Origin of the sequence: Pseudarthrobacter siccitolerans (assembly GCF_030823375.1) — a bacterium.
In the GTDB taxonomy this organism is placed as follows: Bacteria; Actinomycetota; Actinomycetes; order Actinomycetales; family Micrococcaceae; genus Arthrobacter; species Arthrobacter siccitolerans_A.
This window is the reverse complement of the sequence record NZ_JAUSXB010000001.1, coordinates 3,570,110-3,592,697: the sequence shown is the minus strand read 5'-3', so window position 1 is coordinate 3,592,697 and position 22,588 is coordinate 3,570,110. Positions and strand designations below refer to the sequence as shown.

At 67.0% G+C, this 22,588-nt stretch carries 16 protein-coding genes, 2 tRNA genes and 1 pseudogene; 10 read left to right on the top strand and 9 right to left on the bottom strand.

Going from position 1 to position 22,588, the window contains the following annotated elements; translation table 11 throughout:
* Positions 1-188: 188 nt before the first annotated feature.
* The 5 genes from QFZ36_RS16795 to QFZ36_RS16775 all read right to left on the bottom strand — a co-directional run bounded on the left by QFZ36_RS16795 (position 189) and on the right by QFZ36_RS16775 (position 5,508).
* Positions 189-2,855 (bottom strand): FtsX-like permease family protein, encoded by a 2,667-nt coding sequence (locus QFZ36_RS16795; protein ID WP_306638098.1) that lies wholly within the window; start codon positions 2,853-2,855, stop codon positions 189-191.
* A complete protein-coding gene (locus tag QFZ36_RS16790; protein ID WP_306638097.1) occupies positions 2,767-3,048 on the bottom strand; it encodes a hypothetical protein in 282 nt (93 codons plus the stop codon). Before QFZ36_RS16790 ends, QFZ36_RS16795 begins: the two co-directional genes overlap by 89 nt.
* Complete coding sequence (locus QFZ36_RS16785; RefSeq protein WP_306638096.1) at positions 3,048-3,785, bottom strand: ABC transporter ATP-binding protein; 738 nt, start codon at positions 3,783-3,785, stop codon at positions 3,048-3,050. Before QFZ36_RS16785 ends, QFZ36_RS16790 begins: the two co-directional genes overlap by 1 nt.
* The gene (locus QFZ36_RS16780) at positions 3,782-4,390 is read right to left on the bottom strand and encodes a PadR family transcriptional regulator (protein ID WP_306638095.1); all 609 of its coding nucleotides are present in this window, start codon (positions 4,388-4,390) and stop codon (positions 3,782-3,784) included. The genes QFZ36_RS16785 and QFZ36_RS16780 overlap by 4 nt, the downstream gene beginning before the upstream one ends.
* 134 nt (positions 4,391-4,524) lie before the next feature.
* The gene (locus QFZ36_RS16775) at positions 4,525-5,508 is read right to left on the bottom strand and encodes an NAD(P)H-quinone oxidoreductase (protein WP_306638094.1); all 984 of its coding nucleotides are present in this window, start codon (positions 5,506-5,508) and stop codon (positions 4,525-4,527) included.
* 107 nt (positions 5,509-5,615) lie between these two features.
* Between QFZ36_RS16775 and QFZ36_RS16770 the strand changes: the two genes are divergently transcribed.
* Together QFZ36_RS16770 and QFZ36_RS16765 are read left to right on the top strand one after the other, a co-directional pair.
* A tRNA-Ser gene (locus QFZ36_RS16770) sits at positions 5,616-5,703 on the top strand.
* Between the two features lie 209 nt (positions 5,704-5,912).
* Positions 5,913-6,692 (top strand): VOC family protein, encoded by a 780-nt coding sequence (locus tag QFZ36_RS16765; RefSeq protein ID WP_306638093.1) that lies wholly within the window; start codon positions 5,913-5,915, stop codon positions 6,690-6,692.
* 54 nt (positions 6,693-6,746) lie between these two features.
* On the opposite strand, the pseudogene QFZ36_RS16760 reads toward QFZ36_RS16765, so the two are convergent.
* Together QFZ36_RS16760 and QFZ36_RS16755 are read right to left on the bottom strand one after the other, a co-directional pair.
* A pseudogene (locus tag QFZ36_RS16760) lies at positions 6,747-7,317 on the bottom strand (TauD/TfdA dioxygenase family protein); the annotation flags it as partial.
* Positions 7,318-7,424: 107 nt separating this feature from the next.
* The gene (locus tag QFZ36_RS16755; protein WP_306638092.1) at positions 7,425-9,365 is read right to left on the bottom strand and encodes an FAD/NAD(P)-binding protein; all 1,941 of its coding nucleotides are present in this window, start codon (positions 9,363-9,365) and stop codon (positions 7,425-7,427) included.
* 85 nt (positions 9,366-9,450) lie between these two features.
* Between QFZ36_RS16755 and QFZ36_RS16750 the strand changes: the two genes are divergently transcribed.
* From QFZ36_RS16750 to QFZ36_RS16735, 4 genes are all read left to right on the top strand, one after another.
* Positions 9,451-11,709 (top strand): prolyl oligopeptidase family serine peptidase, encoded by a 2,259-nt coding sequence (locus tag QFZ36_RS16750; protein WP_306638091.1) that lies wholly within the window; start codon positions 9,451-9,453, stop codon positions 11,707-11,709.
* Positions 11,679-12,236: a GNAT family N-acetyltransferase gene (locus tag QFZ36_RS16745; RefSeq protein WP_306638090.1), complete on the top strand. Its 558-nt coding sequence runs from the start codon at positions 11,679-11,681 to the stop codon at positions 12,234-12,236. Before QFZ36_RS16750 ends, QFZ36_RS16745 begins: the two co-directional genes overlap by 31 nt.
* Before the next feature lie 110 nt (positions 12,237-12,346).
* Positions 12,347-12,434 (top strand) — tRNA-Ser (locus QFZ36_RS16740).
* A 234-nt stretch (positions 12,435-12,668) separates the two neighbouring features.
* Positions 12,669-14,102, top strand: coding sequence for an MFS transporter (locus QFZ36_RS16735; RefSeq protein WP_306638089.1), 1,434 nt, complete (start codon positions 12,669-12,671; stop codon positions 14,100-14,102).
* 237 nt (positions 14,103-14,339) lie between these two features.
* Here QFZ36_RS16735 and QFZ36_RS16730 read toward each other — a convergent pair whose 3' ends face one another.
* Positions 14,340-16,568: a RecQ family ATP-dependent DNA helicase gene (locus QFZ36_RS16730; RefSeq protein ID WP_306638088.1), complete on the bottom strand. Its 2,229-nt coding sequence runs from the start codon at positions 16,566-16,568 to the stop codon at positions 14,340-14,342.
* 119 nt (positions 16,569-16,687) lie between these two features.
* On the opposite strand from QFZ36_RS16730, the gene QFZ36_RS16725 reads away from it, so the two are divergent.
* The 4 genes from QFZ36_RS16725 (at position 16,688) to QFZ36_RS16710 (ending at position 20,421) form a co-directional block, all read left to right on the top strand.
* Positions 16,688-18,106, top strand: a complete 1,419-nt coding sequence (locus QFZ36_RS16725; protein ID WP_306638086.1) for a phosphomannomutase/phosphoglucomutase — start codon at positions 16,688-16,690, stop codon at positions 18,104-18,106.
* Between the two features lie 7 nt (positions 18,107-18,113).
* Positions 18,114-18,614, top strand: coding sequence for a hypothetical protein (locus tag QFZ36_RS16720; protein WP_306638084.1), 501 nt, complete (start codon positions 18,114-18,116; stop codon positions 18,612-18,614).
* Between the two features lie 12 nt (positions 18,615-18,626).
* Entirely contained in the window at positions 18,627-19,076 is a 450-nt protein-coding gene (locus tag QFZ36_RS16715; RefSeq protein ID WP_306638082.1) for an RrF2 family transcriptional regulator, read from the top strand.
* A 184-nt stretch (positions 19,077-19,260) separates the two neighbouring features.
* Positions 19,261-20,421 carry a globin domain-containing protein gene (locus QFZ36_RS16710; protein ID WP_306638081.1) on the top strand — a complete coding sequence of 387 codons (1,161 nt, stop codon included), beginning with the start codon at positions 19,261-19,263 and terminating at the stop codon, positions 20,419-20,421.
* 97 nt (positions 20,422-20,518) lie between these two features.
* On the opposite strand, the gene QFZ36_RS16705 is transcribed toward QFZ36_RS16710, so the two are convergent.
* The gene (locus QFZ36_RS16705) at positions 20,519-22,345 is read right to left on the bottom strand and encodes a phosphoenolpyruvate carboxykinase (GTP) (protein ID WP_306639254.1); all 1,827 of its coding nucleotides are present in this window, start codon (positions 22,343-22,345) and stop codon (positions 20,519-20,521) included.
* Positions 22,346-22,588 lie beyond the last annotated feature (243 nt).

The following is a 22,588-nucleotide window of genomic DNA, read 5'->3' as shown; positions in this document are numbered from 1 at the left end:
CCCGCCTGCGCCGAACGGCCGGCACTCGTCGACGAGCGTCGGGCCGCGCCGCCGTCGAAGGTGCTGCGGGTCCCTTGCGCGGCTGCCCGGAGGGCAGCTCCTTATCCCCACGGTAAGCCTGTCGGCGCCATTCAGAAAGACCCCCGCGCTACGTTCAAGGGCCCAGCTCAAGGTGCGGGACGGAAGGCTCAGGTACCGAGCGTGCGGCGGGAGGCCGGCAGCCGGGCGCGGGTGAAGAACCAGGCCAGGAGGGCGCCGGCCAGGGGTACCGCAACCAGGAGTGCCACGAGGTGCAGCCAAGGCACATCGACGGCGGTGCGCAGCTCGGTGGAACCTGCAATGAGCACCGCCGGCACAGTCCCCGCGAGGCTTCCGAGCACGGTCCCCAGCCCGGCGGTCAGAAGCGCCTGGGAGCCGGCCAGGCTCTTCCGCAGCCGGGGTGATGCGCCAATTTCGGCGAGCGTTGTGTGGTCCGCACGGGCATCCGCGAGGGACAGGCCTGTGGTGATGCCTGCGGCGCTGAAGGTGATCAGTGCGCTGACGGCCACGATGGACCAGGACATCCACGAGTCGCCCTGCGTGATGCCGGGTTCGGCCCAAAAACCGACGTCGGGCCGCTGGTAGACGGCGGCGATCGCTCCCGACGCCGCATCCCTCTCAGCCGCCGAGGGGAACCTGCTGAGCTGCACCAGGAGTTCGGCCGCCTCCGGACGCAGGTCCAGGCGCCGGGCCGTGTCCGGCGAAATGACTCCGTAGTAAGGAAGGGCTTCGGCCGGTTCAACCACCACCGCGGGCAGCGTGCTGCTGGTCACCGTCTCGTGCATGCGGAAAGGCTCTGCCGGGTCCTGGGTCTGCGTGCGCACATCCTGGCCCTCGAGCACCGCCATCCCGTCCCGGACGAAGACAGGGTTGGTCACCACCATCCCGCCGGCTTCCAGCACTGCCAGGGCTTCGGGACCGGCTTCACGGCCGAGTACGGCACTGATCTCGTTCGCGCCGCCCACCAGGATGCCACGCTGGGAGGCAGGCGACTGGGCCAGCGAACCCCGGCAACGCCAGTCCTCGGGATCCACCACCCTCCGCTCCGGTGTCACCGGACACTCGTTGCCCGCGGGCCTGGCCAGCGAGTATTGGAGGCAGTTGGAGGTGGCAGTGCGCGCCGGCCCTGACAGCTCGACGCCCGGCCCAAAAGCACAGTTTTCAACATACGCCGGCGCGGTAACCACCTGGGTCCAGGCAACATTGCCGAGTCCGACTTCCAAAGCCGAAGTGAGTTCGGCGGGATCGACGTCGACCGCCGGCTGGGTGCTGCCGTCCGGCAGGAGGGGCTGTTCCAGGGACAGCGGCAGGAAGGCCTGGTTTTCCAGGGCATTCCATGGGTGGTTCTCCCGCATCACTGCTTGCTGGCTGGCCGAAAGGACCAGGGCGGCGCTGGCCAGGGTAGCGGCAGCGAGAACGGCTGCCACCGCCGGGACCGTCCGGCCACGGTTCCTGGCCGAATCCCGCGCAGCCATCCGCAGGGACAGTGGCAGCGTCCCCGTCCGGGCTGTCAGGAGGTTAACGACGTATCCGGCCAGCAGCACGAGCGCGACGACGGCGAGCACGGCGCCGGCAATCAGCAACGAGGTAACCAGCGGCAGTTGCCCGGCCTTCCGGTCGGGGTCGGTGGCCGACTCCCCCAGCAACCAGCCCCCGGCCAGCAGCGCCCCGGCCACCAGCAGCAGCGCAGCACCGGCCACGGTGGTCCTCTTCCCCTTGCCCGCAGGTGCCCGGCCGGACTTAAGGGCGCCCAGGGCGGACTGCCTGGCGACATGATTCGCCGGAGCCATGGCTGCGAGCAGGCAGCACACCAGGCCAAGGACCATGGCCACCAGCGTCAACGGCACATCCGGGTGGATGCCGGGAAAGCGGGCCGAGCCGATGGAGCGGACCCAGTGGACCACCGCTGCCGCCGAGCAGAGGCCCAGGGCTGCGCCCGAGAGGACAGCAATGCTGCCGAGCCAGAGTCCGGCTGAGGTCACCACCGAGCGGACAGTGGGAGCATCGGCTCCTGAGGCTGCCAGCAGGGCCAGTTCACGGACCTGCCTTTTGGCGCCGACGGCGAAAGCGGCTCCCGCCAGGAGGCCCACCTCCAGGAGCGCAAGGGCAGCGACCAGGCCGAACGTAGCGAAGAGGGCCAGGGAATTCTGCGGTGGCTGCTGAGGCGGGACCCCGTCGAAGGTGCGCTCCGCCAGGGACGGCGGATTAAGGACTACGCTGCGGGAGAGCACACTGACGCCCTGCCGGTTGGCCTCCCGGATCTGCTGCCACGTCACAGGTTCAGGGCCAACAAGGTAGTAGGAGACCGAGTGCGGGGGTCCTTGATGCAGGACTGCCTCCGGCACCTGTGCCTGCTGCAGGAAGATGACGGAGCTCCGGTCCGAGGCGTCCGCATCCCGCATGGTGCCCACGGGCACAAAGGTGCCGGCCGACGTCGTGATTGCGTCGCCGAGCCGAAGGCTGAACCGCTCGAGAAGCCCCGGTGAAACCAGGGCTTCTCCGGGAGAGCGTGGAGCCCTTCCCGCAAGGAGGGTGAACTTCCCGGCGAAGGCCGGATGGAGCGCGTCCGCGATTCTGCCCTCCAGGGACACCAGCGCCGCCCCGATCCCGGTGGACAGGTTGAGCTGCCGCAACGGCAGGACCTCATAACCAGGCGGGAGCAGCTCCTGCGGGTCGGCAGGAACAAAGCCAGGATCATGGATGCCCGTACTGGAAGCCACCATGGCGTCATTGAGCGGGTCCTGGACCGAATCGCCGTTGGGAGCCGGCAGTACGCTGAACCAGGGCCTGCGTTCCGCCCAGCTCGTGTTCGACAATTTCTTCGGGCGTCCTTTGGCTGCTCTGGAACAGGGTGGCAGCCCCGGTCATGCCGGCAACCGGAAGCATGATCAGCAGGACGATGAGCAGCGAGCGGCCTTTGTGCCGCCCGATATCGCGGCGGGCCATGCGCAGTGCCACCCGGAAGCTGCTCCGGCGCCCGTTGGGGGCCGGAGTGAGATCGAGCCGCATCAAAGCCCTGCCTGGGCCAGGAGCACCGCAGGATCATGCAGGGCAGTTGCCTGGTCCACAATCCGGCCGTCGCGCAGGAACACCACCCGGTCCGCCCAGGCTGCGTGCCGCGCCTCGTGGGTCACGAGCATCACGGCGGCGCCGGCATCAGCCCGGGAACGCAGTACTTCCATCACCCCTTGGCCGGTGGTGGAGTCAAGTGCCCCCGTGGGCTCGTCGGCGAGGATCAGGCGCCGCTGCCCCACTACCGCCCGGGCGATGGCCACCCGCTGCTGCTGGCCGCCGGACATCTGGTCCATAAAGCGGTCCGCGAGTTCCGGGATCCCCACCTGCCGGAGGGCATCCAGCGCCTGCCGGCGGGCCTTTTTCCACGCTGTGCCGTCCAGTTCAAGCGGCAGCGCCACATTCTCGGCCGCCGTCAGGGTAGGCACGAGGTTGAAGTCCTGGAAGACGTAGCCCACGGCCCGGCGGCGCAGGCGCGCAAGTTCGTTCAGCCCCAATCCCGCCAGGGGCGTGGATTCCACAAAGACACCGCCGGACGTCGGGCGGTCCAGTCCCCCGGCCAGCGCCAGGAGGGATGACTTACCGGACCCGGACGGCCCCATCACCGCAACAAACTCACCTGCCGCCACGGTGAGGTCAATGTCACGGAGGGCGGCGACCGCCGTCGCGCCTTCCCCGAACGTTTTGCTGACCTTGGAAAGTTCGAGGACCTGTTGCGGCCCCTGGACGCTCACCGGCGGCTGTCCGCGTTGAGCGGGGTGGCATCTTCCGTGACCCCGTTGGACGTTTTGCGTGCCTGGCCCGGGCCGGCGGACTGCGCCTGCTGGACCATCCTGGCCTCACAGAGGTCCAGCCACCGGACCTCCGCTTCGGTCTGGAAGATCAGGGAATCAAGGACCAGCAGCCAGGCAGTATCGCCTGAACGCTGATTGCCGGTAGTGTCCCGGCGTGCCTTCGTGTAGTCCTGCAGCGCCCGCATCGACGCTGCACGCTGGTCCTGGATGATCGCCTGGACGTCCACGCCCGGCAACGTGACGGCGAGCGCCAGCTTGATGGCGAGCTCGTTCCGGGGCGGGTTGTTCCGTTCCACCGGGGCCGCGAACCAGTTTTTTACCTCGGTTTTTCCGGCGGCGGTGATGCTGTAGACCACGTGGCCGTCGCCGTCGTCGCCTTCCTTGGTGACCAGGGCGTCGCGCTCCAGCCGGTCCAGGGTGGTGTACACCTGCCCGATGTTCAGCGGCCAGGTGGCCCCGGTGCGGCTCTCGAATTCGACCCGCAGCTGGTAGCCATACCGCGGCTGGTCCTGCAGCAGGGCCAGGAGGCTGTGGCGGATGGACATGGTGCTCCTTGCGCTAGGGCATTGGTATGCACGGTCCCCCAACGGCCCGTGCATACCGCGTATAGCCCTGAGCCTAGTGGAGTAATCCCCCGCTGGCAATACTGAGTATCTACCGCTTCTTTGCAGGCGCGCGGCTAGAGCAACAGGAGGATCTTTCCTACGTGGTCCCCGCTGTCGAAGTAGGTGTGGGCGGCCTGGACCTGCTCGAGCGGGAAGGTTTTCGCCACGAGCGGGCGGATCCGCCCGTCGGTGACCATGGGCCAGACGGCGTCGCGGACGGCGTTCATGATGGCGCCTTTTTCCTCGACCGGCCTGGGACGCAATGCCGTCGCCACAACTGCGGCGCGCTTCCTCAGCAGTTGGCCGAGGTCCAGTTCACCTTTGGTGCCGCCCTGCAGGCCGATCACCACCAGCCGGCCGTAATCGGCGAGGGCATCCACGTTCTGCGCGAGGTACTTGGCGCCCACGACGTCGAGGATCACGTCTGCGCCGCGGCCGCCGTTCTGCTCGCGAAGGCTCGCGGGGAAATCCTCCTCGGTGTAGTTGATGGCGATATCCGCGCCGAGGAAGGCCTTCGCCGTTCCCACTTTTTCGTCCGTCCCCGCCGTGGTGGCCACTTTCGCGCCCAGGGCCTTGGCCAGCTGGATGGCCATGGTGCCGATCCCGCCGGTGGCACCGTGGATCAGGACGGTTTCGCCCGGCTGGAGCTGGGCGGTCATCACCAGGTTGGAATACACCGTGGCGGCCACCTCCGGCAGGGACGCCGCCGTGACCAGGTCCACGCCCTCGGGCACCCGGAGGACCTGTTCGGCCGGCACGGCCACCTGCTGGGCGTACCCTCCGCCGGCCAGCAGCGCCACCACTTTGTCACCAAGGGAGAAAGGTTTGCTGACGCCCGGGCCAAATCCGGCGATCCGGCCGGACACTTCCAGCCCGGGGATTTCCGAGGCGCCGGGCGGCGGCGGGTAGAAGCCCCTGCGCTGCTGCACGTCCGCCCGGTTCAGGCCGGCGGCGACGACGTCGATCAGCACCTCCCCCGGTCCGGGTACCGGGGCGTCCGCCTCGCGGACCTCCAGCACCTCCGGGCCGCCTGGTTCCGAAATGTAGACGGCTTTCATGGAACACTCCCGTTTCTGACTGAATACTCGTTGCAACCAGTGTGCACCGGGCACCTTCCGGTCTCTGTTTTGTTGCAGGCAAGTGCCTATGAAACACTACTAGTCGAGGAAGGTTGTCCGAGCGGCCGAAGGAGCTAGTCTTGAAAACTAGTGTGCGGTAACCCCGTACCAAGAGTTCGAATCTCTTACCTTCCGCGATTGGGACCCCTGTCCGCCAGCATGCTGGCCGGGCGGGGGTCCTTCGTTTTCCTCCTGCAACGGCCCGAAACGCCCTCCACCGGCCAGGAACTGCGGGAACCGTTGAAACTGTCAGACCCGGCGCATAGCCTCGTGGTGTCCCGTCCGGAACGCCGACCGCTCCGGCCCGCCGCCGCAAAGAGCACTCACCTCACCAGGAGATTCCTATGCCCAGTCCCGACATCAAGCCCGGTTCCCCCTGCTGGATTGACCTGATCACCTCGGATGCCGCCAAAGCCCGCGAATTCTATGGCGGGCTCTTTGGCTGGCAGTTCCAGTCCGGCGACCAGGAGCTCTATGGCGGCTACACCACGGCGTCACGCAACGGAAAGATGGTGGCCGGCATCATGCAGAAGCAGGAGGACCAGGCCGGATTCCCGGACATGTGGTCCACCTACCTGTGTACCGACGATGCCGCCGCCACGGCAGCTTCGGTGGCCGCGAATGGCGGCCAGGTTTACATGGAGCCCATGGACGTCCCCGCGCAGGGAATCATGGCCATGTTCGGCGACCCCAGCGGCGCGTCCGTTGGTGCGTGGCAGCGCCGGGAGATGCGCGGGTACGAAGTCGCGGGAGAACCGGGGACACCCGCCTGGCACGAGCTGCACGCCAAGGATTACCAGGGCGCCGTGACGTTCTACGAAAAGGTCTTCGGCTGGCAGACGAGCGTTATGAGTGATGCTCCCGAATTCCGGTACACCACCCTGGGCTCGGGTGAAACGGCGCAGGCCGGGATCATGGACGCTTCCGGCTACCTGCCCAACGAAGTCCCTTCCCACTGGCAGGTGTACTTCGCGGTGGAGGACACCGATGCCGCAGTGGAGGGCGCCCTGACCATGGGTGGCAGCCTCCTTGACGGACCGGCGGACAGCGACTTCGGCCGGGTGGCGCAGCTGGCCGATCCCATGGGTGGCGTCTTCAAGGTGATCTCAAGCCCGTCCGCCTGATCCGCCGCTCCCGGGCCGCCGGCCACGTGGAACCGACGCCCTCGGCTGGCTCCGCTACGGCATCGCCTGGCTGCAGTACCAGCACTGCCTGCGCGGCTGGTAATGCAGTATCAGCAAAAAGGTGACCCTTCCCACACCCAGCGGGACGTCGCCGGCGATGGTCACCCGGTTCAGCTTGCGGGGCTGGCGGTCGTAGTTGTCCGGGGCGTAGTGCTGGTTGATGCGGTTGTCGAACAGCACCAGCTGGTCCGGCTCCCAGTTCACGCGCACCACGTTTTCCGGGCGGGTGATGTAGGCCTGCAGGATGCGGAGGATGTCCTTGGACTCGGTGTTGGAGACCCCTGCGATCCTCAGCCGCTGGGCGAAGCCGCCAATGAAGAGCCCACGCTCCCCCGTCAGCGGGTGTACGCGGACCACGGGGTGGGCGGTTTCGAAGTGGATCCGGGTGAACTCCTTGCGCCGCTCCTCGGCGTTAGTGTGCTCCAGGTTTTTCGGTACGGAGTAGTCGTAGCCGTTGGTGTGGATGGCCCAGAGGGTGTCAGCGAAGTTGCGCAGCTCATCGAAGCAGGTCCTGGTAGGGGCCGGCAGACGATGCGATCAGCGTTTCCTCGCCGTACGCCGGCAGCGCAAGTCACGTTGAGCGTGGCGCCAGCGACCCTGCCGAAAGGCCCGAATATTTCTGCGCTAAACGTCTGAATATTTCGGTGGGCGGCCGCCGATCACCGGGGAAAGTCAGGCTCCCAGGATGGCGCCGGCAATCTCGTCGGCGTCGCGCAGGGTCCGCTGGCCGCTGTGGTAGTTCGGGCCGCCGGGCTGTAAGGCCTCCGCTGCGATGGCCGTCCCCCACTGGACGGAGGAAAGCTGCAGTCCCAACACGTACAGTCCTTCGGTCACGGAACCGTTGGCTGCCAGGGGGCGGTAAGGGTGCGGCTCCACATCCAGGCCGGTGGACTGCACCGGGGCGCCCTCCACGGTCATCATGAGGCGCGGACGAACCAACCCGTCCGCCAGCAGTTGCCCCAGGACTGGAGAATCGTTGGCGGAGATCCTGTTGCCGGGCGCCAACGCCTCCACCATGGTCCTTGCCGTCACCGGGGCATCATCCACCCAGGGCGAGGCAGCGGTGAAAACGCGGTTGCGGCGGTCCACCGCGAACTTCGGATCGGGCCCCACGAAGCTCACAACGCCTGCCGTGGCCAGTGCCGCCAACTGCTCCGCGCGCAGCGCGGGCGGCCCGCTGGCGAGTCCTTCCACAAACGATTCGAACCAGCCACGCAGTCCCGCCACCCAGGATTCATCGGTGATGCCGCCGTCGGCCACTGCTGTTTTCAGGACGGCGCGGCCGTGGTGGAGTGCCCCGATGGCCATCTTCACGGGATCGTCCTCGCCGAGCCCGGACCGGCGGGCATCATCCAGCAAGTAGTCCACGACGGCGGCGTCGAGTTCGGTGCGCGAGGAAAAGGAGCGCCCGGCCAGCGGCCCCGCCAGCCCCGGCAGGTCCAGCCGGTGCCGGGGGCCGACATGGACGGCGAGCACGCTTTCCACGCTGTCCTCCCAGTTCGCCGCGCTGTGGGCGTGCGGATGAAGGGCCTCGTCCAGTGCGGCGAGGAAGGCCGCGGGGTCAGGGACGGCGTTCGGCTGCGAGCGCACCAGGGTGGAGTAGTACGCCCAGAGCGCGTCGCGGTGCAGGAGCGGCCAGAAGTCGTGGTCGAACGCCGGCCGGATGCCGGCGGTGCGGAAGCGTTCCAGCGCAGCCTCGGTGAAGTAGCGCAGCGTGACCGACGCCGGATAGTAGCCGTTCAGCGCCGCTTTGGCGCGGTAGGGCGTTCCCCGCCGGGAGGCCGCAATGATGTGGGGTTCCTGGCCCGACGGTTCGTAGCGCAACGCCGTGCCGTTGCTGATGAACTTGCCGCCCCGGCCCTCGGTCAGCTGGACCATGGTGTCGAAGAAGTTCAGGCCCATGCCCCGGACCAGGACGGGTTCCCCGGCCGGTATCCGGGACCAGTCCACGTCCGCCGGCACCGCGGGCGGCAGGTATTGCAGGTCCAGCTGCTCCGCCGAAGCCTGCAGCTCCCGTTGTTCGGGGTTCAGCCGGGACGGGATGTGGCCCAGCGCCAGCACCACGGATCCGGTGCGCAGCGTCGCTCCGGTGGCCAGGCCGACGTCGAACGTTCCGTCCCCTGAGGGGCGCACCGACAGTGCGGACGTTTCGTGGAAGTCGATCGTGACGCCGTCGGGCATATTGCAGGTCAGCTCCTCCACGATGTTTCCAAGGTAGCGGCCGTACAGGGCACGGCTGGGGAAATCGGTGGCTGCCAGGACGGCAAGCTCTGCGCGTTCCTCCCCGGTCAGGGACGGCGACGGGTTGTGCTGCTGCCGGGCCCGCCACTGGTCAAAGGTGCTGCCGGCGATTGGCGGCGCCAGGGCAGGGTCCTCGGGAATCAGGGTGGGATAGAAGGACTGCGTGTTCATCAGGAACAGCCGGGACTGCTGCGGCTGCCATACGTGGCCGGGGCCGGCGGGATAGGGATCGATCACATCGATGTGGAGACGCACCGGGCCGGAACCGGAAGCGATCTGCGCGGCACAGCGGGCGAGCAGTCGTTCCAGGACGCTGGTGCCCCGCGGACCTGCCCCGATGATGGCGGTCCGGATGCTTTGCGTTATTTCCACGGCATCCAGCGTACGGGCTGAAAACAAAGTGTGCGCCGGGCGCTTGACTTGCCAGCCGTCCGCGGATGTTGTTTGGATGGGGCGCATGACCACCACTGCAGCTGATCCAGCCCCCGCCCCCGGTTTCGGCAACACCCCCGGCACCGGCCCGCAGGGCATCGCGCCCGAGCCCACCGACGAGAACGTCTGGCTTGAGGACATCTACGGCGAGGAGCAGCTTGCCTGGGTGAAGGAGCAGAACTCCCGCACGGAGGACCTGCTGGAGGACGCCGATTACGTGCAGCTCGAGGGCAGCATCCTGGAGGTGCTCGACTCCACGGACCGGATCGCCATGGTGGGCAAGCGCGGCGAGTGGTACTACAACTTCTGGAAAGACCAGCAGAACCCCAAGGGCCTCTGGCGCCGCACCACGTGGGAGAGCTACTGCACCGGGACGCCGGACTGGGATGTCCTGCTGGACGTCGACGCCCTGTCCACCGCTGAAGGCGCCGAATGGGTCTTCCACGGCGCAACTTTCCTCCGCCCGGCCGCCGGCAAGCCTTACCGGCACGCGCTGCTGGCACTGTCCCCGGACGGCGGCGACGCCAACCGGTACCGGGAATTCGACGTCGAAACGCGGACCTTCGTGGACCCGGCGCAGGGCGGCTTTGACCTGCCGACGGCGAAGGGTCACGTTTCGTGGCTGGATGAGGACACCCTGTTGGTGGCTTCCACCGCCGAGGGGCTTCCGCGGACGGCCTCCTCTTACGCCCGAACCGCCGTCACCCTCAAGCGGGGCGGGTCCCTGCCGGCGGCGCCCCTCCTGTTTGAGGTGCCCGAGAACCACATGATGGCCGTGGTGGCGCACGATTCAACGCCCGGCTTCGAACGGACGTTCGCCGTTGACTACATCGATTTCTACAACCGCAGCAACGCCGTCCTGCGGGATGGCTCCTGGGTAGGGATTGATGTTCCCACCGACGTCAACGTCAGCGCACACCGCGAGTGGCTGCTGTTCCGGCCCCAGCAGGACTGGGCACTCAACGGGTCAACGTATCCGGCGGGCTCACTCCTTGCCGCGCCGTTCGAGGACTACCTGGCGGGCTCGCGGAAGGTTTCCGTGCTGTTCACCCCGGACGCCCATACCTCCTTGCAGTCCTGGAGCTGGACCCGGAACTTCCTGCTCCTGAACCTCCTGAAGGACGTGTCCTCCGAGATCCGGGTGCTCGACCCTTCGCGTCCCGGCGGGGCCGGGGAGGCGGCTTGGGCATCTTCCCTCCTGGACGCCTGCCCGCCGCTGCACGACGTCAACGCTTATGCCGTGGACGATGAAGACGAGGCCGATGACGACGAGGCCGGCGGCGGTGCCGGCGACGACTTCTGGCTCGTCGCCACCGGTTTCACCACCCCCAGCACGCTGATGCGGGGCACTCTGGAGCGCGCGGCTGACGGTACCGGCGGCGTGGTGAGCCGGCACGAGGTGGTGAAGACGTCGCCGTCGTTCTTTGCCGACGAAGACTATGAAGTGCAGCAGCACTTCGCCGTATCCGACGACGGCACCCGGGTTCCCTACTTCCAGGTGGCCTCGCGGGACCTGGCCCTGGACGGGCAGAACCCGACGCAGCTGTCCGGCTACGGCGGTTTCGAGGTCTCCCGCACTCCGGCCTACAGCGGCACCGTGGGCAGGGCCTGGCTGGAACGCCGCACGTCCCTGTCCGCCGGCGCCAACGGAGACACGCCCCATTCCCGGGGCGGAGTGTACGTGGTGGCGAACATCCGGGGCGGTGGTGAATACGGGCCGGCATGGCACCGGGCGGCGCTGCAGGAAAACCGGCACAAGGCGTACCAGGACTTCGCGGCCGTGGCACGGCACCTCATCTCCCGGGGAGTCAGCTCCCCCGAGCGGCTCGGCTGCGTGGGCGGGTCCAACGGCGGCCTGCTGGTGGGAAACATGCTGACGCAGTACCCGGAACTGTTCGGAGCCGTCTCCTGCGGCGTGCCGCTGCTGGACATGCGCCGCTACACCAGGCTTTCGGCCGGCCACTCCTGGATTGCCGAGTACGGTGATCCGGACGTGCCGGAGCAGTGGGAGTACATCCGCACCTTTTCTCCGTACCACCTGCTCAAGGACGGGGTGGAGTACCCCGAGACGTTTATCTGGACGGCCACTTCGGACGACAGGGTGGGCCCGGTGCAGGCGCGGAAGATGGCTGCCCGGATGCTCGCCATGGGGATTCCCAATGTCTGGTTCCACGAGGCGCTTGAGGGCGGCCACGCAGGGGCATCGGATAACCGTCAGGCCGCGGCGCTTCAGGCCCGGAGCCAACATTTCCTGTGGAAGGCGCTGGCCGGCGGGGCCGCGTAGCCTTGGCCCTGACGGTGCGGCGGGCTGTGCCGGGCGACGTGGAAGCCCTGGCGGAAGTGCATGTGCGCTGCTGGCAGGAGACCTACCGGGGAATGCTGTCGCAGGAGTTCCTCGCGGCACAGAGTTCCGGCAGCCGGCTGCCGCTTTGGCGCCACTTGCTGGAGTCTGCTGAACCGGCTGAGGCCTGGGTGGCCTCCGACGGCGGCACCATAGTGGGATTTGCCGGCATCCGCAGGGAGCCAGGCGCTTCCTCGCATGGCTTCGAGCCGCCGTCCTCCGGCGACCTGGAGCTGTGGGGGCTGTACCTGCTGGCCTCGCACCAGGGGCTGGGCCTGGGGCGCCGGCTCCTTGAAGCCGCGCTGGGTGGTGAAGCGGCGAGCCTGTGGGTGGCAGCGCACAATGCGCGGGCCATCGGTTTTTACGGGCACTTCGGTTTTGCTCCCGACGGCGCCGCGGATGTCATCCCCGAGTGGGAAAACCTTCGTGAAATCAGGATGGTCCGGCCAGAGCAGGCTGCGCTTCGCTAGTCCCCACGGCGTCCGTCGGCGCGCCGTGGCGGGTGCGGTGCAGTCCCGGGGACCCGTTTTGCACTGCGTGCCTGCTTCTGCGTATCCTTGGTGGGCTAGGAATAGCAATTGGAGACGTGCCAGAGCGGCCGAATGGGCTTCACTGCTAATGAAGTGTGGGGCACAACTCCACCGGGGGTTCAAATCCCCCCGTCTCCGCGTTTGGCCCCGGTCCTGGACCGGGGCCTTTTGCGTACCCGGGGGTAGGGCCACTAACCCACTAACCCCCTTCCCTTTGATCCCGGGGTTAGCGCCTGCCCGTGATCCCGGGGTTAGCGCCTGCCCTGTGATCCCGGGGTTAGGGGCCCGCTTGGTCCCAGGGATTGCGGCCCGCTCCCGTCCGGGGTACGGACACCTGAAGTTCCACAGGCCGCCCGATGGCAGGATGGAAAGATGGCAGCAAGCAACACCGTGGATTCAGCGGCAGTCACCAAGCCGGCATGGAGTCCGCGCCTGGCACTGCTGGTGGCCGCCACGTTCTTTATGGAGTTCCTGGACGGCACGGTCCTCACCACGGCCATCCCCAACATCGCGGCGGACTTTCGCGTCCCGGCCCCGAACGTCAACATCACCATGACTGCCTACCTTCTGACCGTTGCCATGGGCATCCCGCTCAGCGGCTGGCTGGCGGAGCGCTTCGGCGCCCGCCGCGTTTTCTGCCTGGCCATCGCCATTTTCACCGTGGCGTCCCTGGCATGTTCATTGAGCCAGGACCTGACCACGCTCACCCTCAGCCGGGTGGCCCAGGGGCTCGGCGGCGCCATGATGGTGCCTGTCGGCACCCTCTTGGTCCTTCGCGGGACACCCAAGGCGGACCTGCTCCGCGCAACGGCATTCCTGGTGTGGCCCGGCCTCCTGGCACCTGTCCTGGCCCCGCTGGTGGGCGGGGCACTGACCACCTACTTGTCCTGGCACTGGATCTTCCTGATCAATCTTCCGCTGGGAGCTGCCGCGTTCATTGCCGCCCTGCGGCTGGTTCCGGCAGCGGCCGGTGATCCCGGCCGGCGGCTGGACTGGCTGGGGCTGTCCCTCACCACGCTTGGCGTGGGTGCTTTGGTGGTGGGACTCGAACTGGTGAGCACCCACCCTGCGGCCCCCTGGGCTGCCCTGAGCGCCGGATCCGGTGCGGTGTTCCTGGTCTGCGCCGTCCTGTGGATGCGCCGGGCCCGCCGACCGCTTTTTGACCTCGGGGTGTTCAGCACCCGCACGTTCCGGGCCATGGCAACAGGCGGGTTCGTTTACCGGTTGACCATCAGCTCGGTTCCCTTCCTGCTGCCGCTGATGTTCCAGGCCGGGTTCGGCTGGTCACCGCTGCACGCGGGTGCGATGGTGGCGGCAGTCTTTATCGGCAACATCGGCATCAAACCGGCCACAACACCGCTGATCCGGCGCTTCGGCTTCCGGGCGATGCTGGTATTCGCTTCGCTTGCTTCGGCAGTTACCTTCGCAGTCTGCGCCCTGCTCACGGCGGAAACGCCACAGGCGCTGACGTTTGCCCTGCTGGTTTGCAGCGGAGCGTTCCGCTCCATCGGATTCTCGGCCTACGCCTCCGTGCAGTACGCCGACATCGCGCCGGCGCAGATGACCTCGGCGAATACAGTGTCTGCCACCCTGGTTCAGCTCGCCACGGGCACCGGCATTGCGGTGGGCGCCCTGCTGATCCGGGTGTTCGACGGACTGGGCACGTTTCCTGACGACACTGCCGGACCTTTCCGCGGGGCTTTCCTCGCGATGGCGGTGCTGATGCTCGCCAGCACGGCGGACAGCCTCTTCCTGCCGCGCCACGCCGGGGCCGAAGTCAGCCAGCGCAAGGGCCAGCGGGCCTAAGCCAGGCTGTATCGGCAGGGCTCCCGCCTCACCGCCCCTCCCGTCTCAGCCCGCCCGGCGCATCCGCTGCGTCAGCCGGCTCATGTCAGCCGCCTCGTGTCAGCACGCCCGGCGCGTCCGCTGCCCTTGCGTCAGCGCGCCTTGGCCAGCCTGCCTCGTGTCAGCCGGCCGCGTGTCAGCACGCCCAGCGCGTCCGCTGCCCTTGCGTCCGCTGCCGTTGCGTCAGCCGGCCGCGTGTCAGCCTGCCTGGGCCAGCACCAGCGGCAGGACGGCTCCCGCACCGGCCTGCCGAAGGGCACGCCCGGCGACCGTCAGGGTCCACCGGCTGTCCGCCAGGTCATCAATCAGCATCACGGACTGGCCGTTGAGGCCTTCCAGTGCAGCATCGAGCTCAGGCCCCACCACCAGCCGGTCCCAGACTCCCGCCAGCCGGTAGGCGCTGTTGCCTCCGCGGCTCCCGGTGGGGCCGCCGTGCGCCAGCTGCAGCCCGCCGAGGTAGGGGATTCGCCCGATCTCTGAGATTCCCCGGGCCAGGGACTCCACCAGTTGCGGTTTGCTTCGGGACGGGATACTGACGATGGCAGCCGGCCTCCCGGCTCCGCTCCAGCCCGGCGTGCGGGCGTCGCCGGTACCCCATTCGCGCAGGACCTGCACGCAGGCCTGCAGCATGCCCGGATCCACGGACCGGTCCTCCGCTCCGGCGGCGAAGAGTTCACGCAGCGCGCCGCCCCAGCCAAGGTCGGTCAGCCTGGCCAGGACGCGACCCTCGGCGAGACCCTCCCCCGGCTTGAGCTTTCCCTTGACCGGAACGCCCAGCCGGTCCATGCCGCTGGGCCACTGCAGGCGGGCCTCCAGGACACCGCCGGCCCTGCTGAGCGTCTGGCTGGCCGCCTGTGTGGCAGCATCCGCGATTTCGGACGGGAACCACCGGCCGGCGCAGTTGTCGCACCGGCCGCAGGGCCTGGCGGTTTCGTCATCGAGGACGGAGGTAATGTATTCCATCCGGCAGCCCGCGGTGTCCTGGTAGATCACCATGGAGTCCTGTTCGTCCACCCGTGCCTCGGCGATTCGCCGGTACCGCTCGGCGTCATAGATCCATGGCTGCCCGGTGGCCAGCCATCCGCCCCCCACCCGTTCCACGGCACCGTCAACGGACAGGACTTTGAGCAGCAGTTCCAGAGGGGTGCGGCGCAGGTCAACCCGCGCTTCCAGGGCGACAGTGGAGAGCGCTGTTCCGGCCTCACCCAAGACATTAAGGACCGCCGCGGCCTTCTCTTCAGAGGGCATGGAGGCGGTGGCAAAGTACTGCCAGATGTCCCGGTCCTCCGCGCCGGGGAGCAGCAGGACGTCCGCATTGGCTGCGCCTCGGCCGGCACGGCCCACCTGCTGGTAGTACGCCACCGGGGACGACGGCGCCCCAAGGTGGACCACAAAGCCCAGGTCCGGTTTGTCGAAGCCCATGCCGAGTGCGGAGGTGGCCACCAGGGCCTTGACCTGGTTGTCCTTCAGCAGCTGCTCGGCACGCTCCCTGTCCGCCGGGTCCGTACGGCCGGTATAGGCCAGCACGTGGTGGCCGGCTTCCGCGAGGAGCCGTGCAGTGTCCTCGGCAGCAGACACGGTCAAGGTATAGATGATGCCGCTGCCGGGAAGATCGGCCAGATGCGTCAGGAGCCAGCCCAGGCGCTGCTTCGAGTCGGGCAAAGACAGGACGCCCAGCCGCAGGGAATCACGCCCCAGGGCACCGCGGATGGTGAGCACCGCGTCCCCGAGCTGCTCCTCGATGTCATGCACCACCCGGGAGTTGGCCGTGGCCGTGGTGGCCAGCACCGGAACGGTATCCGGCAGCTGGGTGATCAGGTCCGCGATGCGGCGGTAATCAGGGCGGAAGTCGTGGCCCCAGTCGGAGATGCAGTGCGCTTCGTCGATCACCAGCAGGCCGGTCCGCCGGATGAGCTCCGGCAACTGGGTTTCCCGGAAGGACGGATTGGTGAGCCGCTCCGGGGAAACCAGCAGGACGTCCACCTGGTCCGCGGCGAGCTGTTCACGGACGGTGTCCCACTCCAGCTGGTTGGCGGAGTTGATGGCAACGGCACGGACCCCCGCACGGGCAGCGGCAGCCACCTGGTCCCGCATCAATGCCAGGAGGGGTGAGACGATGAGCGTGGGCCCGGCACCCCGGCGGCGCAACAGCAGGGAGGCCACAAAATAGACGGCGGACTTGCCCCAGCCGGTGCGCTGGACCACCAAAGCCCGCCGGCCGCCGTCGACCAGTGCCTCAATGGCCTCGAACTGACCCTCATGGAAGGCAGCCTCCGGATGCCCCACGAGTTCGCGGAGAACCTCAAGTGCCTCCCGGGAGGTTGCAGTGGCAGAGACGGGGCCGCCGGACCGCGCCGCGCCCGGCAAGGGCTCTTCAAAATCACGGGCAGGCTCAGAAGTTGCTGTGGCGTACTGGTTATCGACCATTGATTCAGTATCCCAGCCGCCCCTGACACCCGCCCACACGAGCAGCTGCTATGTGGAAACGCACAGGGCTTAGGCGCCTCATCCACCGCCATTTCGACGGTCCACGTAAGATAAAGCCCGTGACTAGCGAAAAGACAACGACTTTTGACCTGTCGGCTTCCTTCAAGGCGTACGACGTCCGCGGCATCGTGGGCGAGTCGATAACAGCCGAGATCGTCGAAGCCGTGGGTGCAGCGTTCGTGGATGTCCTGCAGCTCCAGGGCCAGACGATCCTGGTGGGCGGGGACATGCGCCCCTCCTCCCCCGAGTTCAGCAAAGCGTTCGCCAGCGGTGCGGCAGCCCGCGGTGCCGACGTCGAACTCCTGGACCTGATCTCCACCGACGAGCTCTACTTCGCCTGCGGTTTCCTGAACCGCGCCGGTGCCACCTTCACCGCCAGTCACAACCCTGCCGGTTACAACGGCATCAAGATGTCCAAAGCCGGCGCCGTCCCCATCTCTTCCGAAACCGGCCTTAAAGATATTCAGGCCCTTGCCGAGCAGTATCTCAACACGGGCTCCATCCCGGAGGTGGGCCAGCGCGGGCAGATCAGCGTCCGCGACGTGCTCCAGGATTACGCCGAGTACCTCCGCAAACTCGTGGACCTGTCCGGCTCACGCCCGTTGAAGGTGGTGGTGGATGCCGGCAACGGCATGGCCGGCCTGACCACCCCGGCAGTCCTTGGTGACGCCCTGCTGCCCAAGCTGCCCCTGGACATCGTTCCGCTGTATTTCGAGCTGGACGGCTCGTTCCCCAACCACCCGGCCAACCCGCTGGAGCCGGAAAACCTTCGCGACCTGCAGGCCGCGGTACTCCAGCATGGTGCGGACATCGGCCTTGCCTTCGACGGCGACGCCGACCGCTGCTTCGTGATTGACGAGAAGGGCGAGCCCGTCTCGCCGTCGGCAATCACCGGCATGGTTGCCCGCCGCGAAATTGCCCGCGCCAAGGCGATGGGCGAAGCAAGGCCAACGATCATCCACAACCTCCTCACTTCGCGTGCCGTGCCCGAGCTGGTGGAGAACGACGGCGGCCGGGCCGTACGCACGCGCGTTGGCCACTCCTTCATCAAGGCAGTCATGGCGGACGAAGGAGCGGTGTTCGGCGGCGAGCACTCAGCCCACTTCTACTTCCGCGACTTCTGGAACGCGGACACGGGCATGCTGGCGGCGATGCACGTCCTGGCAGCCTTGGGCGAGCAGGACGGGCCGTTGTCAGAGCTGGGCCGCGAGTACGAACCGTACGTATCGTCCGGCGAAATCAATTCCGAGGTGGAGGACAAGGCAGCAGCCGTGGAGCGCGTGCGCGTCGCTTTTGCCGGCGAAGACCTGACCATTGACAAGATGGACGGCAGCACCTTCACAGCCAACGACGGCAGCTACTGGTTCAACCTGCGCCCGTCAAACACCGAACCATTCCTCCGCCTCAACGTTGAAGCCACGAACCGTACGAGCATGGAGCGGGTCCGCGACAGCGTCCTGTCCCTCGTGCGGGCCTAGCCCCCGCATGGCTGAGGACAACAGGCTGGACTCCGGATCAGCTGCCGGCGGGACGGGGTCCTGGCGGGATTCCGTCCCGGAAAGCACTGCCACCGATCTTGAGAACCTGCTGGGGACGGGTATCAGTGCCGCCCAGGAGCAGCTCCAACGCAACGGCGGCTTCCTGCCCTTTGCCCTGACGGTGCAAAACGACGGCGAAGTCCGCCTGGTTGCCGTGACGCCCGCGGATGCGGAAGAAGGCTCGGACGGCGATTTCGACGCCGATGGCATGATCAGCGACCTCACCGCCCTGCTGCGGCAGAACCGGAATGACTTCCGGGCTGCGGCCGTGGTCTGTGACATCCTCCTTGTGGAGGAAGAGTCGGATGCCATCCATGTGGCAACGGAGCACCGCGAAGGCCAAGTCTTCGCGGCGGTGCTGCCCTACTCAGCGGACGCGGTGACCCGGGCGTGGGAGTTCGGCGAGCTTGCGGCTGATGCCAGCGAGCCAACCATCTGGGTGGACTAGACCGGACTGCCCATGAAAATCAACGCTTTTGCCGACGTGAGTCTGAGGGCGCTAATGGTGCTGGCCGCCGCTCCCGGCGGCACGCTGCTCACCACACAAAACATCGCCGATACCGTGGGAACCCCTTACAACCACGTCAGCAAGGCGATGGCAAAGCTGAGGAACCTCGGGCTGATTGAGGTGGAGCGCGGTCGGACCGGCGGCTCCCGGCTAAGCCATGCCGGCCGGGTTGCCACCGTGGGACAAATCCTCCGGCAGCTCGACACCAGGACGGACGCGGCAGAGTGCATGGCCCCGGGCGGCAACTGCCCGCTCATCAATGAATGCAAGCTCCGCTCCGCCCTGTCACGGGCGCGCGAGGCCTTCTACCGCGAGCTCGACAGCGTGATGATCGCGGACCTTCCGGTCTCCCGGCAAATGGAACCCGTCTTCGAAATGATCGGCCTCCGGCCCGGGCTGTAGCCTCTGGTCCCACAGGCTCCTGTCCGCAGAATTCCCTGCACAGAACCCGAATGTCGCCGCGCCGCCGCGTGATTTGATTGCAACTTCTACAACGTGTAGAACATTGGATATGAATACACGCATTTCTAATGCAGGTATTCAATAAGGCCGGACGAAGGCCCCGGCCGCTACCTCAGGAGTTCCTATGCTCTCGGACAAATCCCGCCCTGTCATCGAGGCCACGCTGCCGCTCGTCGGTTCCCGCATCGGCGCCATCACGCCCAAGTTCTACCAGCGGCTCTTCGCCGCGCACCCCGAACTCCTGGACGGTGTCTTCAGCCGTTCCAACCAGCGCTCAGGCAACCAGCAGCAGGCGCTGGCAGGCAGCATCGCGGCCTTCGCCACGCACCTCGTCAACAACCCGGGCACCCTCCCCGAGACGGTCCTGTCGCGCATCGCCCACCGCCACGCCTCGCTGGGTATCGCGGAGCCGCAGTACCAGGTGGTGTACGAGCACCTGTTCGCGGCCATCGCCGAAGACCTGGCGGAGGTCATCACGGCCGAGATCGCCGAAGCGTGGACTGAGGTGTACTGGCTCATGGCCGACGCCTTGATCAAGCTCGAAAAGGCCCTCTACGCAGGCCAGGCGAACGACAAGATGTGGATGCCGTGGCGCGTGGCCGCAAAGACCGCCGCCGGGGCCGGATCCATGACCTTCACCCTTGAGCCGGCGGACGGGACCCCGGTGACGCCGGCCCTCCCGGGCCAGTACATCAGCGTCAAGGTGGTCCTGCCCGAGGGCCTGCGCCAGGTGCGCCAGTACTCCCTGTCCGGGGAGGCCGGGACCAGCCGCAGCTTCACCACCAAACTGGACGACGGCGGTGAAGTGTCGCCTGTACTTCACAACGACGTGCAGGTGGGCGACATCCTGGAGATTTCCAACCCGTACGGTGAAATCGCCCTCAAGGACGGCGACGGCCCGGTGGTGCTTGCCTCCGCAGGCATCGGATGCACTCCCACGGCCTCGATCCTTCGCGCACTGGCGGAGGCCGGTTCTGACCGGCAGGTGCTGGTGCTCCACGCGGAAAGCACCCTGGACAACTGGGCGCTGCGCAGCCAGATGACGGACGACGTCGAAAGCCTGGACGGTGCCGAGCTGCAGCTCTGGCTGGAACAGCCGGAGGCGGGCGCGCGGGAAGGATTCATGTCGCTGCGCGAGGTGGACCTTCCGGCCAATGCGTCCCTGTACCTGTGCGGCCCGTTGCCGTTTATGAAGAACATCCGCAATGAGGCCATCAACGCCGGCATCCCGGCTACGCGGATCCACTACGAGGTATTCGGCCCGGACATCTGGCTGGCTTCCTGATGATTTAGTAGGAGACACAACGACCACGGCCCCGCACCTTTCGATTGAAAGGTGCGGGGCCGCCGCTGTTCTTAATACGCCGTTGTACCTATGAGGGTTAGCCCAGCCGGGACTTCAGGGTGGCGAGCTCCGACTGGAGCGCGTCTGGCAGTGAGCCGCCGAAGTTGGCGAACCAGTCCTCGATGGAGGCGAGTTCCGCAGCCCATTCGGTGGGGTCCACCTTGACGGCTTCCTCCACCTGGGCCGGGGTCATGTCCAGGCCTTCGAGGTCGATGGAGTCGCCGGTGGGGACGAAGCCGATAGGGGTCTCCACGGCATCAGCCTTGCCCTCGAGGCGCTCGATGGCCCACTTCAGGACGCGGGCGTTGTCGCCGAATCCAGGCCACGCGAAGCCGCCCTCGGAGTTCCGGCGGAACCAGTTGACCAGGAAGATCTTGGGCAGCCGCTCCGGGTTGGCCTTCGCGGACAGGTTGACCCAGTGGTTCAGGTAGTCGCCGGCGTCGTACCCGATGAAGGGCAGCATGGCCATGGGATCGCGGCGGACCACACCCACGGCACCCGCTGCGGCAGCAGTGGTTTCCGAGGAAAGGGTGGCGCCCATGAAGATGCCGTTGGACCAGCTGCGGGCCTCGGTGACCAGCGGGATGGTGGTCTTGCGCCGGCCGCCGAACAGGATGGCGGACAGTTCAACACCGTTGGGGCTGTGGTACTCCTCGGCCAGCATGTCGATCTGGTCGATAGGCGTGCAGAAGCGGGAGTTCGGGTGGGCAGCCGGCTTGTCCGAATCCGGCGTCCAGGAGTTGCCCTGCCAGTCGGTCAGGTGTGCCGGGGTTTCCTCCGTCATGCCCTCCCACCAGACACCGCCGTCATCGGTCAATGCCACGTTGGTGAAGATGCTGTTGCCCTTGGCGATGGCACGCATGGCGTTGGGGTTGGTTCCCCAGCCCGTGCCGGGAGCGACGCCGAAGAGGCCTGCTTCCGGGTTGACGGCGCGCAGCTCGCCTTCCTTGCCGAACCGCATCCAGGTGATGTCGTCGCCAAGGGTTTCGACCTTCCAGCCCTTGATGGTGGGATCAAGCAAGGCAAGGTTGGTCTTGCCGCAGGCGGACGGGAACGCGGCGGAGACGTAGTACGTCTTCTGTTCCGGCGAGGTGAGCTTGAGGATGAGCATGTGCTCGGCCAGCCAGCCCTCATCGCGTGCCATGACGGACGCGATACGGAGGGCGTAGCACTTCTTGCCCAGGAGGGCGTTGCCGCCGTAGCCCGAGCCGAAGGACCAGATGGACCGCTCTTCGGGGAAGTGGACAATCCACTTGTCCGGGTTGCAGGGCCAGGAGACATCGGCCTGGCCGGCTTCCAGCGGGGCGCCCAGGGAGTGCAGGGCGGGAACGAAGAAGGCATTTGTTTCAGTGATGCGGTTCAGGACATCGGTGCCAATGCGGGCCATGATGCGCATCGAGGCGACGACGTAGGCGCTGTCCGTGATCTCGACGCCGAACTTCGGGTCCTCGGCGTCAAGGTGGCCCATGACGAAGGGAATGACGTACATGGTGCGGCCGCGCATGGAGCCGGCGAACAGGCCGCGGAGCTTCTCCTTCATCTCGGCCGGCGCCATCCAGTTGTTCGTGAAACCGGCGTCGTGCTTGTTTTCGGAGCAGATGAAGGTCTGCTCCTCCACCCGGGCTACGTCCGCGGGATCAGAGAAGGCGGCAAAGGAGTTGGGGAAAAGGTCCTGGTTGAGCCGGGTCAGCGTTCCCGCAGCCACCAGTTCGTCCGTGAGGCGGGTGTTCTCCTCTTCGGAGCCGTCGACCCAGTAGATACGGTCCGGCTGCGTAAGCTCAGCAACCTCTTCGACCCATGCCAGCAGGCCGGCATGTGTGGTGGGTGCGTTGTCAAGCAGCGGCTTCTGCGCCAGATCGCCCATTTCGGTTCCCTTCCTCGGGTTCATCGGTGTGAGCTAAATGCTATGGTCCGGACCACTGGAGTTTTTTGAACGTATGCTGACGTTTTAGGACCGCCGAAACGCAGTTCCGCGCCAAATCAAGGAATTTCACTCCAATTATCCGTCAATAAGTGACGAAGGTCACCTATACCGGTCTAGTTGCAGAGATTACATGCCTCCCGATTTGGCATCACCGCCAACCCTCGCGTAAAGTAATTCGAGGTT